The 14,153-nt window shown below is 43.6% G+C and carries 10 protein-coding genes and 1 other RNA gene; 9 read left to right on the forward strand and 2 right to left on the reverse strand.

The features are described from left to right. Positions 1-262 precede the first annotated feature (262 nt). From rnr to ssrA, 3 genes are all read left to right on the forward strand, one after another. Positions 263-3,199 (forward strand): ribonuclease R, encoded by a 2,937-nt coding sequence (gene rnr / locus BW961_RS17785; RefSeq protein WP_082867441.1) that lies wholly within the window; start codon positions 263-265, stop codon positions 3,197-3,199. A gap of 153 nt (positions 3,200-3,352) precedes the next feature. Then, positions 3,353-3,835 (forward strand): SsrA-binding protein SmpB, encoded by a 483-nt coding sequence (gene smpB, locus BW961_RS17790; RefSeq protein ID WP_068584552.1) that lies wholly within the window; start codon positions 3,353-3,355, stop codon positions 3,833-3,835. A gap of 244 nt (positions 3,836-4,079) precedes the next feature. Further along, positions 4,080-4,444: a transfer-messenger RNA gene (gene ssrA / locus BW961_RS17795) on the forward strand. Positions 4,445-4,995: 551 nt separating this feature from the next. On the opposite strand, the gene BW961_RS17800 is transcribed toward ssrA, so the two are convergent. Next, positions 4,996-5,448 (reverse strand): Lrp/AsnC family transcriptional regulator, encoded by a 453-nt coding sequence (locus tag BW961_RS17800; RefSeq protein ID WP_068584549.1) that lies wholly within the window; start codon positions 5,446-5,448, stop codon positions 4,996-4,998. A gap of 175 nt (positions 5,449-5,623) precedes the next feature. Between BW961_RS17800 and BW961_RS30640 the strand changes: the two genes are divergently transcribed. Together BW961_RS30640 and BW961_RS17805 are read left to right on the forward strand one after the other, a co-directional pair. Further along, positions 5,624-5,761, forward strand: coding sequence for a hypothetical protein (locus tag BW961_RS30640; protein ID WP_156510116.1), 138 nt, complete (start codon positions 5,624-5,626; stop codon positions 5,759-5,761). Beyond that, positions 5,758-7,287 carry an MFS transporter gene (locus BW961_RS17805; protein ID WP_068584547.1) on the forward strand — a complete coding sequence of 510 codons (1,530 nt, stop codon included), beginning with the start codon at positions 5,758-5,760 and terminating at the stop codon, positions 7,285-7,287. The genes BW961_RS30640 and BW961_RS17805 overlap by 4 nt, the downstream gene beginning before the upstream one ends. A gap of 996 nt (positions 7,288-8,283) precedes the next feature. Here BW961_RS17805 and BW961_RS17810 read toward each other — a convergent pair. Continuing rightward, complete coding sequence (locus tag BW961_RS17810) at positions 8,284-8,913, reverse strand: YfbR-like 5'-deoxynucleotidase (protein WP_068584544.1); 630 nt, start codon at positions 8,911-8,913, stop codon at positions 8,284-8,286. Positions 8,914-9,194: 281 nt separating this feature from the next. Between BW961_RS17810 and BW961_RS17815 the strand changes: the two genes are divergently transcribed. From BW961_RS17815 to BW961_RS17830, 4 genes are all read left to right on the forward strand, one after another. After that, on the forward strand, positions 9,195-10,082 hold the full coding sequence (locus tag BW961_RS17815; RefSeq protein ID WP_068584541.1) for a DMT family transporter: 888 nt from the start codon (positions 9,195-9,197) through the stop codon (positions 10,080-10,082). 309 nt (positions 10,083-10,391) lie between these two features. Further along, positions 10,392-11,156 carry a sensor domain-containing protein gene (locus BW961_RS17820; RefSeq protein WP_068584537.1) on the forward strand — a complete coding sequence of 255 codons (765 nt, stop codon included), beginning with the start codon at positions 10,392-10,394 and terminating at the stop codon, positions 11,154-11,156. 265 nt (positions 11,157-11,421) lie between these two features. Further along, positions 11,422-12,726, forward strand: a complete 1,305-nt coding sequence (locus tag BW961_RS17825; protein WP_068584534.1) for an aminoacetone oxidase family FAD-binding enzyme — start codon at positions 11,422-11,424, stop codon at positions 12,724-12,726. Between the two features lie 33 nt (positions 12,727-12,759). Next, a complete protein-coding gene (locus tag BW961_RS17830) occupies positions 12,760-14,082 on the forward strand; it encodes a BaiN/RdsA family NAD(P)/FAD-dependent oxidoreductase (RefSeq protein WP_068584531.1) in 1,323 nt (440 codons plus the stop codon). Positions 14,083-14,153: the final 71 nt, after the last annotated feature.

A 14,153-nucleotide genomic window follows, 5' to 3' on the forward strand; every position in this document is an offset into this window, starting at 1 on the left:
GAAAATTTCTTGAAACCTTCGCTCTTACATATCCTATGTGGAGTGAAGGTTTTTTTGTTAAGTAAAATAATATTTCCTCTGATTTCCTCCCCTCTAATTAGCTAAAGAGCAAATGGGATGTATCCGATTGAAATCGTGTATACTAGGGTAAGGGTATAGTAAAGAAATAATTGGTAAACAACTAAATCGTAAAGAAATAATATGAAGCAAAGGATACATAAGAGCTTGCAGTTACAAGTGCAAGTTATCTGAGGTGATAAAGATGATAACAGAACAAGAGATTCTTGATTTTATGCGGGAGACCGCTTATAAACCGATGACTTACCAGGAGCTAGAACAGCATTTTGGTATTGATAAGGCGCAGGACTTCAAGGAATTTGTGAAGCTACTGAATGCCATTGAACAGGATGGAAAAATTATTCTAACACGTACGAATCGTTATGGCGTACCTGAGCGAATGGATCTTATACGTGGTCGTGTACAAGCGCATGCGAAAGGTTTTGGGTTCCTTATTCCTGATGATCGGGAACATCCAGACGTATATATCAATGCAAATGACCTGAAGAGTGCTATGAACGGCGATATCGTTCTTGTAAAAGTGACCTCTAAGAGTGCTGCCGGAGGTAAATTAGAAGGCGAAGTCATCCGCGTTGTGAAACGGGCCGTTACGCAAATCGTGGGTATATTCCAGAATAACGAAGCATACGGCTTCGTGTTACCGGATGATAAGCGGATTAACCGCGATATTTTTATACCTAAAAATGCATTTAATGGTGCTGTTGATGGTGAGAAGGTCGTTGTACGCATAGTAAATTATCCCGAGGGTCGATCAGCTGCAGAAGGTGAAGTAGCAGAGGTACTTGGTCACAAGGATGATCCGGGTGTAGATATTATCTCAATTATTCGCAAACACCAGTTGCCAGAGGGATTCCCTGAAGAAGTCACTGCGGAAGCAGAACAAGCACCGGATTCCATTACGGATGAAGAGATTGTTCAACAAGGTAGACGTGACTTGCGCGACAAAGTGATTGTAACGATTGATGGGGAAGATGCGAAGGATCTAGATGATGCTGTTAACGTAGAACTTCTACCAAATGGTCATTATCTTCTTGGCGTACACATTGCCGATGTAGGTTACTATGTGCCAGAAGGGTCTGAACTAGATAAGGAAGCTTATAATCGTGGATGTAGCGTGTATCTGGTCGATCGAGTTATTCCTATGTTGCCACACCGTCTATCTAATGGGATCTGTAGTCTTAACCCACAGGTGGACAGGCTAACTTTGTCATGTGAAATGGAATTTGACGAGAACATGAAAGTGGTCAATCACGATGTGTTTACAAGTGTGATCAGAACCAAAGAACGTATGACGTATACGAATGTACGCAAAATTCTAGAGGATGAAGATCCTGAAGTAATGGAGCGTTACAGTGATTTGGTGGACAACTTCCGTCAGATGAAGGATTTGGCTTTGAAACTTCGTGGTAATCGGATGCGCCGTGGTGCGGTAGATTTCGACTTCCCAGAGTCCAAAGTTGTAATAGATGATAAAGGCAAGCCGATCGATATTGTCAAAAGAGAACGGTCTATCGCGGAGCAAATGATCGAAGAGTTCATGCTTGCGGCTAATGAGACCGTAGCGGAGCATTTCCATTGGCTAAAAGTTCCGTTCATATATCGTATCCATGAGAATCCAGATCCTGAGAGACTACAGAACTTCTTAGCATTTGCTGAGAACTTTGGGTATCATGTCAAAGGTCGTGGAAACGCTATTCATCCAAGAGCGCTTCAAGGATTGCTTGAAGATATCCAAGGCACCAAAGAACAAAAGGTGATCAGTACGATGATGCTTCGATCCATGAAGCAAGCGAAGTATGATGCAGGCACGTCGGGCCATTTCGGGTTGGCGGCTGAGTTCTATTCACACTTCACATCACCTATTCGTCGTTATCCTGACCTTGCCATTCACCGTGTTATTCGTGAAGTGATCGAGAACAAGGGTGTATTGACGGAGAAACGTCAGGAATATCTTGCTTCACGTATGCCAGATGTCGCTCAACAATCTTCTGAACGTGAGCGTGTTGCGGTAGAAGCCGAGCGGGATACGGATCAGCTTAAGAAAGCTGAGTATATGTTAGATAAAGTTGGCGAAGAGTTCGATGGAATGATCAGCAGTGTGACTAACTTCGGTATGTTCATTGAGCTAGAGAATTCAGTTGAAGGCCTCATTCGTTTGAGCGCGTTGACAGACGATTATTATCACTTCGATGAGAAGGTTATGTCGTTAATCGGTGAGCGTACCTCTAAAGTATTCCGCATTGGGGATGATCTGAGAATACGTCTAGCTCGAGTGAACATGGATGATCATACCATTGATTTCGAATTATTGGATATGAAGCCACGTGCTGAGGGCGGTCGAGGTGATCGTGGGGGTCGTCCACAAGGATCAAGTGGTGGATTTGGTAGAGGTACAGGTCGCGGCGGTAAGAGCGACGGAGCTCGTGGTGGTAAGGCGCCTCATGGTAAGGCAGCCGGTGGGAAAATTGGTCCAAACAGCGGAGGCGCAAAGGCGCCTGGTGCAAATGGTGGAGGTAAGAAGAGAGCGATGAATACGGGGAATAGTACAATAGTTAATGCTGTGTCTACAGATGCAGGAAGTAAGCCATCTGAAGGCAGAAGCGCTAGAGGTAAGAGTAAATCCGGCGGTTTCAACAAACGTAAAGGGAATAAGGACGTTGTGTTTAAACCAGTAGCCGACAATGGTGTAGGTGTTACTGCTACTACCGAAGGTGTAAAAGCTGCAACTCCGAGTGAGAATACTAAACCAGCTAGTCGTGGTAGCTCATTAGCTCCAAGACGTGAGGGTGGTAACAAGGATAAGGGTGCAGGACGTGGCAAGCGCGATCGTGGCGCAGGTGCTCCAGCAGGTCGTTATGATGCCTTGCAGACATCACGTGCCCCTGGGTTTGCCTTCGGTTCAGGTAAAGGCGGATACGGTGCAGCATCGACTAGTGAACCTACACGTAACGACAGCCAGTCATCGAGTGGTAACGCTCGTAAATCTTCTGGTCGCGGCGGAATCTTTCTAGGTGGAAATGCTACACCAGGCAACAATGCAGGTGGAAACGATTCACAGAAACGTCCATCCAGAGAAGACAATAGTAATAAGACGACTGGAACTCCGAGTGAAGAGAAGTAGGTTTCCTTTCGAAGCGTAGAGCTACAGAAGGCTTGTCTCATCTTGATTTTGAAGGGTGCAGTTGATACAATGGATTTCTGGTACATTCCTCTTTCTACGCGAGGATATGTTTACCAGAATCCATTTTTTATAATGATCTAAGGGGTTGAGGACATGGGTAAGAACAATAGTGACGGGAAAGTCTTGGCCCAGAACAAGAAAGCTTCCCATGATTATTTCATAGAAGAAACGTATGAAGCTGGAATGGTCTTAACGGGTACAGAGATTAAGTCACTGCGTAATGGTAGATCGAATATTGGTGATGCATTTGCAACGATTCGTAATGGTGAGATCAACATTCACAATATGCACATCAGCCCATTTGAACAAGGCAATCGCAGCAATCCAATTGATCCAACAAGAACGCGTAAGCTACTCATGCACAAGGCACAAATCAAGAAATTGGTTGGGCTATTGAAGCAAGAAGGTTATACTGTTGTTCCGCTTAAGATCTATATTAAGAATGGCTATGCGAAGCTGCTTATTGGTCTAGGTCGAGGGAAGAAACAATACGACAAACGTGATACAGCTGCTAAGCGTGATGCACAGCGTGATATCCTACGTGCGCTTCGTGAGAAACAGAAGATTGCTAGGTAAGCGAACGAGTGCATTTTTAAGAAGCGTAAGCCTCTAGAAGCTCGGCGTTGGCAATCATAACCTACATTTCCTTGAACAAAGTATCATAGTGTAGTGGAAATGTGGTATACTAAGTTATACGAGATCAATTGATCTTGTTGAATGATTACCTTCTAGTTGTCCTTTTTCATGGAGGAAAAGGATACTGAATAGAGCATCATGTCTTGGCTACTCAAGATTCTATCCTAGAAGCCCTTTATATTAAGGGGGCGTTTATGGATTCGACGGGGATAGTTTGAGCATGAGTAGCGGGTAGTGGGGCCGCGTCCACTTTATCAACGCTAAAGCCTATTAAATGGCAAAACACAAAACAACTACGCATTAGCAGCTTAATAACCTGTTAGCGTGCTCCTACCTAGCATCGTCCATGTGACTAGACTAGGGGCTAACAAATAGTGGAATACGCTGTCTCATCTCCGCCTGGGGTGAGCTGAAGAAGATAATCAGGCTGACCCAACGTATAGCCGGTTACGGGGCGATACTCGGGTGACATCAAAACTGTGACTACACCCGTAGAATCTTATGTGTCGATATTTTCGGACAGGGGTTCGACTCCCCTCGCCTCCATTTGAAAGACCCGCTGATATAGCGGGTTTTTTCTTGTTTAGAGAGAGAATTGTAAACGAGAAGTCTACAAAAGAGTCGACATCAGTCTCCGCACATGTGGAGTGCTGTGTGTTGCTCATAAGAAATTGTTGAATTAAGCCACACTTACCTCTTTTTTTTGGCTCAAGCGTAGAACATGCTTGGGCTCTTTTAATTTGATTGCATTGTAGTCGTTAATCCATGAAATAATTCCTATCTAAAAATTGTGATTTGTAAGATTATCTGTAATCGTCCGTTATTATAAAAATGGATGTAGGCATCAATGTCGGTTCTGAGTTCTTCAAAGGTGTGATCATGAAGATCGAAAATGGAACTTGAATGTGCTTTCTGATCCGGATGATATTTGAATTCCGTGATATCGGTTAACCATTTCTTATTCGGTGTTTTCCAACGAATACTAAAATACAGGGATGCTCGAGTCCCGTCGTGCAGAACAAGTAATCAAAGACTAAAAAGACCCATAGTCTTGGAACAATTGGATTGTATGCAGCGTTTATTGGAATTTCTGCTTGGCATTAGTCAACTCCATTTGCTTCTTTGAGAGAATGAATTAGAAGACTATGATCGATCGGTGAAGACATGACAATCAGGATTGTATAGGTTCCATATTTATCGCACTGATTGCCAAACTCTTCGAGCGTGCGTGTGGATTCCGTCACTACTTTTAATAAATAACTGTGTTCTCCGCTTATGCGGTGGCACTCGGCAACATGGGGAGATTCATGGACAAAATCAAGAAATGCTAAGCAGTCCCTAGTCCGAAACAACATATAGGCTGCCGCATGCTTCCCAATTTTTTCAGGAGAAATGATGGTACGATACTCTTCAATTATTCCCCTTTCTTCCATTCTCTTAACTCGTTCCGTTACAGCAGGTTGGGACAACCCCACGCTTTTACCCAGTTCAGTCATTGAAATCCTTGCCTGGTTTTGAAGATAGAAGAGGATTTGTTTGTCTACATGATCCACTTTGAGTGTGCTCCTTTAAATTTAAGGTATTTTAAATAAAATAACTTTTATTACTTTGTATAATCATCATATTTGATTTGATGTGTTATGTAAAATGAACGATTTAAATTATATAATAAGACTCACATGAATAAGGGCGATTCACACATGAGAAGTCAGAGAGGAATGGCAAGCAATGAGCAAATACGACTTAAATAAGGCAGGTATAGAAGATTTACAGGCACGTATTGATGAGGTTATTGATTGTACAATTGACGAAAAAAAGCTGGCTGGTGCTATTGCCAAATCTAAGATTGGAGGGTACTCTCAATGACTCTCTCCCATTCAAACAAAAATATAATCGCATTGGCTGCGATATGTTTGTCCGCGCTAATGTTCGGCCTCGAAATTTCCAGTGTGCCAGTAATACTGCCAACCCTGGAAAAGGTATTGCATGGCAATCTCAAGGATATGCAATGGATTATGAATTCCTACACTATTGCCTGTGCGACGGTTCTGATGGCTGTGGGGTCCCTAGCTGACCGTTATGGAAGGAGGCGCATTTTTATTATTAGCCTCGTTTTGTTTGGCATTACATCCCTGATTTGTGGTTTGGCGCAAAGCACATCGGTTCTAATCGTCAGTCGCTTTCTTCAAGGTGTGGGTGCTGGTGCGATGCAGATTTGCCAGATAGCCATTCTTTCGCATCGGTTTCAGGAAGGACGAGAACGCAGCAAAGCCTTTGGAACATGGGGGATCGTGTTCGGTATCGGCCTCGGGTTTGGACCCATTATCGGGGGGATGATCGTGGCCGTATTGAACTGGCATTGGGTTTTTCTGGTCCACGTACCGCTGACCATCCTTACTTTGATCCTTGTCTTTGGGGGTGTGGAGGAATCCAGTGATCCGCAGGCAGAAAAGCTGGACGTTATCGGTATTGTCACGCTTTCGTTGACGGTCTTTGGTCTGGCATACTTTATCACAAAAGGACCCGAACTAGGCTTTACCAGCATAGCATCCATCAGCATTCTTGTTGCAACTGCAGCAAGCTTCATTATTTTTCTTTTTGTGGAAAAGCTCAGCGCCCATCCGATGTTCGACTTTTCCGTATTCAAGATACGCAATTTTTCCGGCGCTATCCTTGGCTCCATCGGCATGAATTTCAGTTTCTGGCCATTCATGATTTATCTGCCGATTTATTTTCAGAGCGGTCTTGGTTATGGCATTGTAGCCGCCGGGCTGTCTCTCTTGGCTTATGCGCTGCCTACCCTGGTGATCCCGCCAATGGCAGAGCGTCTTTCGTTACGCTATCAGCCGCGTATAGTTATCCCATTGGGTCTTTTCATCATCGGCCTGGGCTTCATTTTGATGAAATATGGCAGTGGAGGCGATCACGCCAACTGGCTGACCATGCTCCCGGGTTCCCTGTTGGCTGGTATCGGGCTGGGCTTGACCAACACGCCTGTGACCAACACGACTACTGGCTCAGTTCCGATTACCCGTGCAGGCATGGCTTCCGGTATAGACATGAGTGCCAGATTGATCAGTCTAGCCATCAACATCGCCGTGATGGGATTCATTTTGCAGGAAGGCATCCTGTCTTATTTGAGGGGAACCCTTCCAGGGACACTCAATACAACGCAATTGCGGGCTTTGGCCGGGAAAATAGCTGCCGGAAACTTTGCATCTCTCAAGCAGGGTTTGCCAGAACTGTCCTCTCTGGATGCGTCCGGAGCCGTGGTCCACGCGGCTCTTGTGCACGGATTTGGCTTGGTGATGCTCTATGGTGGCATTGGTGTGTGGGTTTTGGCCGCGATCAGTTTTATGATTTTTGGATCCAAGAGAGCAGCTAGGGTGTGAAGGGCATCACGCCTGCAGGTGGTTACTTGTGAGTATCTTGTAGCAATAGATCAGCTTTTCGTTGTGCGAGCGTGAGATGTTGTTACCCGCGCAAGACGAGTCAGGGATCACGGGTTGTTCGGGCTGCGCGACGATGTCCACAGGTTTAATCATCGCCGATCCACGGTTACCCCGGCTACCTCACGCCTGTAATATCTAGAAAAGTGCCCTCGTAAATTTTTGTTCCGTTTTAGGTGACCGATGTTGCGGGGGCATAAATTGCCCCGTACATTTTATCAATAATAAGCATTCAACACATGTGTGCGTAATATTGATGGTTCGCAATGTCTAGACGAGATGTGACAGTATTGCTCAAGCAAAGTAGTGAACCGTATTACAAACAGTGATAATGCGAATAATATGATAAGTAAGGGGGAGTTCGACCCCCCCTCGCCTCCATTTGTAGTACCAGTGAGACCGCCCATTAAGGTGGTCTCACTTCGTATTATAATCTTTTTCAAGAGGGAGGCTGTTTTAACAAGAATAGATTGACGGCCTGCTTTTAAACTGCAACATATAACTGGTAAACAAGTGGAGATTCAAATTTAAGAACAATTATTAGGACTGCCCGATAGTATTTCAATACTAAAAATTTAGATGTTTTTACGAGTGTGAATGAAAATTATGATATAGAAGATACAGCAACCACCGAGTGAGGTGATCAAATTGTGTTTCTTTGTGAGTAAAAACATCAGGGGGACCCAAGTCACATTTATTCACTCCATAGGTCGGAGTAATAGGGCGCGGCAACAATTGATTGCCACCAAAACAAACAGCATCTAGAGAAGAAGCTGTTATTTCTGCACTTAGAATACTGGGGGAGGGTGAATAAGTTCTAGTGACATACGATTTTGTAGTTGAAGGTACGAGCCAATCAAGAGGGGAATTCAGAAATCGGTGGAATAGCTAGAATAGCATAAGTGGAATTGCATTTCGTGAGAGTTATAGATAAGACACTTAGAAGTCTAATGCTTCTTTTGTAATCTTTTTGATATCAACAGGACAATTGGAACTTTCCTCAACAAGATCAGGAAGTATGTGCTGCAAGAAATAATCTACACAATGTAGTTTGATATTCTTGATTTTAATCAACGCCTCGCGGTACATGACAACAAATTCTTTCTCCGTGTTGCCCCTTCTTAGTTCAGTAAAGGCTTCGTAGACTTGGTCGAGTTTGTCAGCCATTTCAAGAATTAACCCTTCTACGGAATCATCCTTACCTTCACGTAATTGTCTACGGAAGATCGATTTGAGTTCCTCTGGAATATTTTCGTCAATGAAATGTGCAATCATTCCTTCTTCTACTTGCTGGAGCATACCACGAAGTTCGAGAGAATAATGTTTCACGGGAGTTTTGATATCTCCAATAAATATTTCACCGTAATCGTGGCTGCTTGTAATTTCGTAAAGTTTCTTCCAATCCACAGTTACGCCATTACTTTCCTCAATATCGGCTAAGGTTTTAGCATATTGCACAACTTTCCACGAATGAGCAGATACACTGTGTTCTTCAAATTTGAATTTACCTGGACAGCGAATAATACGTTCGAGATCGTTGAGCGATTGAAAATAAGTGTGAATTCCCATAAGTGTCGATCCCCTTCGTATATAAGTGATGGTGTTACCTTACTCTATTTAGTATAGGGATGATTTGTTATAGGAGAATTAAATCAAAATGGTAGATTATAGAAGTGCATGAATAATGCATGGAGGGTATAATAAATACTACAAAGAAGAACCGATGCATACTGACCGTCAGTACAATAGACCGCGTACCTTACGATCCTTTTACGATGGGGGTCTATTTTTTTTTTTGTTGGGTCTTATGGACAAGCCGTGGAATCGGTATTATTGAAGGGTGATTATTGATGTTGAAAGCTTATAGTTGGCTCACTTTTTGTGTAGTCGTATGGGGTAGCAATTTTGTATTTGGCAAGATCTTAGTTGAGGACTTCTCCCCCGGTCTGTTAACATCACTGAGACTTTTATTTATTGTGGTATTTTTAGTTGGATTAACGTCTTACAAAAAGAATTTCAAGCGAGTGAATAAATCGGATGTACTCTCCATTTTATTGCTAGGTGTTATTGGTGTATTTATAAATCAATGGTCCTTTTTCAGGGGTTTACAAACAGCTGATCCAACAACATCTGCCATCATTTTAGCTATGACTCCTATTTTAACTGGCTTGTTAGCAGCTCTCTTTTTGAAGGAAAAATTAACGATCCGTATGTTGATGGGGTCAATTCTAGCGATCATAGGCATATATTGTGTCGTTGTAATAGGTGGTGAATCCTCGTTACATTTTGACAAAGGACTTATGTGGATTGTTGTAACGATGATAACATTCGCAATTATGATTATTATGACGAGGGTACTCTCGCAAAGAATAGATCCGTTCACAATCACATTATATTCGAATCTAGTGGGCTTTATAGTATCGATTCCGTTTGCCTTCTCGCTAGATACACCTTTACGAATGAGCTCGAATATGACGGATTGGACGCTGTTAATCGGAACTGCCGTTGTTGTACATGGCATAGCCACACTTATTTGGAATAATAATATTCGACATGTTGATGCTTCAAAAGCATCTGTACTATCTAATTTAGAGCCTTTTGTAGCCATGATTATGGGATTAATATTACTGTACAAACCAATTACAGGTGTAGAAATATTAGGGTCTTTGTTCATTCTAGCAGGAGTTATGCTATCTACATATCAACGGAAGTCGCGATATAAGGGAACGAGGGGCTGATTCTTTAGTCTTTCTATATTCTTAGAAATGGTTCGAAGGAGTTCGTGGGAAATGTTGAGGGGGTGTCTATTGGCCTGCTTCGCTGAGTTCTTTCACTGAACCTTTTGCCATATGCGGAATGTCAGCCTCATCAGCAGGATAAGAAGAAAATTAGCGTCTTTGCTTTAATAATTTCATCTGTACAGGAACAGTCCTAGTCTAAAGTCTAGGTTCAGACACGCCCTAAGACGGTTATGTCAGGCAAATAAGACGGATATAATGGATTTATAACTCAAAATGTGACGTATGAAGTCAAAGGAGTGTTTGAATATGAAGGCCATAGAAGCGACGGCAAAGGCGCCAACAGGTAAGGTGAATTGGGTGCTGTTTAATCCAAAAACCTATGCAACGATCCTCTATTTATTGATATCTCTCCCGTTAGGGATTATTTATTTTACAGTAGCGATAACGGGACTTGCACTATCAATCGGTTTAACTCCAATATTTATCGGAATACCATTGTTTTTTGGAGTAGCTAAGCTGTTGAATGGGATTGTGAATTTTGAACAAAGCATGATTAGACAAATTTTAGGTTTACCTACTCCTCCCGTTTCGTATACCTACAATCAACAGTCTGAATCTGGGCAGAACTGGTTGATGCGAATGGTGAGAGGTTTTGATGGTGGGCTATTCATTCGAAATCTGCTGCTCGTATTACTAAGATTTGTAACAGGCATTGTATTCTTTGTTATTATGGTAACGGTGATTTCACTAGGATTAGGATTTATTGCTCTTCCAGTCGTGCATATCATTTTGATGAATGAGATGAAGATTGATATTTTAGAAAATACTTTGTTTAGTTATTTTCATATCGATTGGACCTATAATCAGCAATATATGCTTTACGTAGGCGTTGGGCTTGTGCTTTTTTGGATCGCGCTTCGCGTCGTGAATGGGCTCATGCAAATTCAACGTAGAATCATGTATGTGGACGAGCCATATAAGCAGCATTCAGTGGAAGCACAAATACATGCAAAGGCTCAGTCACAATATTATGAGTACCAAGAAGATCAGCCCGTTCAAGGGATGATGTAGCCAGCCTATAGAGAGCTTTAGAAGCTCTCCTTTTTTGAATTGGATATTGGGCAATACATGATAATCGTATATATTTTTTACCCAATATGTCTATGAGTCGCGCTGAAATGGGAATAATTATGGTAAGAGCGCTGGAGGGCCATTAGTAACAGACAATGCACCTTTCTAATCAGGATGTCATATTTGTTCAGATGTAAGTTAGGATTTACTAGTCATTTAATGTTATAATATTTATTTACAATGTGAAACAGGGTGATCGAAAAACATGAATGAATTTCAAAATAGGACCCACCATAAATTAGTCATTATCGGCGCAGGTGCTGCAGGACTAATGGCCGCCGTTACTGCGCAGGATCAGGGTATCGATACTGCCATTCTGGAGAGCAACGACCGGATTGGAAAGAAGATATTAATGACAGGTGATGGCCGCTGTAACATTACGAATGAATCCACTGCGACGGGTACGGACGAAGCGGTCGCTTTATCACGCAAGTATCACAGCAATCAGACTGGATTTCCAATTACGGTACTGCAGAAATTTGGCATCCGTCAAACCATCGATTATTTCTCTATGCTTGGGCTTCCGCTTACAAGATTGAAGGAAGGCTTCATGTATCCAATGTCTCTGCAGGCTGCATCGGTGCTGGATATTTTTGAACTTGCGCTGGAGGATCGGAATGTTCCAGTATACCTCAATAACAAAGTGTTGGATGTTACTGTTTCGACGAATCATCCACGCTTCACGATAAAATGCCAAACGGAGACAGAGGAGCAGGTTGTTTATACCAGTGAATACCTTTTTCTATGTACGGGTGGACTTACCGGTCCGAATGCGGACAAAGATAGTCCTGGTTATAGGCTTGTTGAACGTCTGGGGCACACCCTGGTTGAGCCTGTGCCAGCTATTGTGCAATTGAAGCTGCACTATCAGCATATGAAGGCGCTGTCCAATATCAAGCTTCAGGGACAAGCCCATATCATCGTAAACGGTAAAGTCATCCGCAGCGAAAAGGGTGAAATTGCTTTCACGGATTATGGCATATCAGGCCCGCTCGTTCTCCAGCTAAGCAGGAAGGCTGCGTATCATCTCGCAAGAGGGGAATCTGTGAGCGTATCGGTTGATTTGATGCCGGGCCGCACGGAGGAAGAGTTAGTTGAGTTTTTGGAAATGCACTGGGGGACCTTCGGACATCGGACTGTTACGGATTCTCTACTTGGCATCTTCAATAAGAAGTTGGTTCCTGTCTTGCTGAAGGAGGCAGGCATCGATCAGCAGCCGGACTTGCTTTGCCAGGATCTTTCGAGGAAAACCAAAACAATATTTTGTCGAATATTGAAACGTTGGGAATTTAAAGTGATCGATACCAAAGGCTTCGAGAACGCGCAAGTAACAGCCGGCGGTATTGATACGACTGAGCTAATCGAGGGGACGCTGGAATCCAAGCTAGTACCTGGGCTTTATTTGGCTGGCGAGGTGATGGATGTGGACGGGGATTTCGGCGGCTATAACCTACAATGGGCATGGAGTTCCGGTTATGCGGCCGCGATGGCGCTTGCTAAGCAAATTTAATGAATTCATAGGAAAAGGGATGCATCGATCAACATGTATGAGGATCAGAATTCTAAGCACCACGAGCTGTTAATTATCGGTGCAGGCGCTGCAGGTATGATGGCTGCTCTTACTGCACGGGACCAAGGTATTGATACCGCAATTATTGAAAGCAATGACCGGATGGGGAAGAAGATATTAACGACGGGCAATGGGCGTTGCAACATTACGAACGAATCCACTGCGACGGGTACGGATGAAGCGGTCGCTTTATCGCACAAGTATCACAGCAATCAGGCTGGATTTCCATTGCCTGTTCTACAGCAATTTGGTGTGCGCCAGACGATCGACTTTTTCTCCTCGCTCGGGCTTCCTCTTATACCCTTAGAGGATGGTCGGATGTATCCCATGTCGTTGCAAGCCGCATCCGTGCCGGGTGTTTTTCGCCTTGCTCTGGAGGATCGGAATGTTCCGATATATTTCAAGAATAAAGTGTTGGATGTTATCGTCTCGACGGAACATCCGCGTTTCACGATTAAATGTCAAATGGAGACAGAGGAGCAGGTTGTTTATACTAGCGAATACCTATTTCTATGTGCGGGTGGGCTTACTGCTCCGAAGACCGGAACGGATGGATCAGGTTATACGCTTGTCCAACGTCTGGGACACACGCTTATCGATCCTGTGCCGGGCATTGTGCAATTGAAATTAGATTATCCTCATTTGAAGGAACTGTCCGGTATTAAATTCGAGGGACATGCCCATATTATCGTAAACAATGAAGTCATCCGCACTGAATATGGCGAAATTCTTTTTACGGACTATGGCATCTCTGGCCCGCCAATACTCCAGCTAAGCAGGAAGGCTGCGTATAATCTCGGTAGAGGAGAATCTGTGACATTATCGGTTGAATTGATGCCTGGCCGCACGGAGGAAGAGATAGTTGAGTTTCTGGAAACGCACTGGGGGATCTTCGGACACAGGACTGTTGCGGATTCCCTTATCGGAATCATAAACAAGAAGCTGATTCCTGTCCTGCTGAAAGAGGCAGGAATTGATCAACAGCTTCACCTGCTTTGTCAGGATCTATCGTGGAAAACCAAGAAAATATTTTATAGAATCATGAAGCATTGGGAATTTAAAGTGACCGATACGAATAGCTTCACGAATGCGCAAACAACAGCCGGTGGCATCGATACGACTGAGCTAATCGAAGGAACGTTGGAATCTAAGTTAGTACCTGGGCTCTATTTGGCAGGCGAGGTGATGGATGTGGATGGAGATTGCGGTGGTTATAACCTGCAATGGGCCTGGAGCTCCGGCTATGCCGCCGCGATGGCACTTGCTGATCGACGTAATGGGAAAGATGGTTGCTGACTCCTGGCACCTTGCGGTGGAATACTTGCATGCATTGAGCAAACTCTGGCGAATTGTGATTTTGCACAGCC

This window comes from Paenibacillus macquariensis, assembly GCF_900156375.1.
Taxonomy (GTDB): Bacteria; Bacillota; Bacilli; order Paenibacillales; family Paenibacillaceae; genus Paenibacillus_AQ; species Paenibacillus_AQ macquariensis.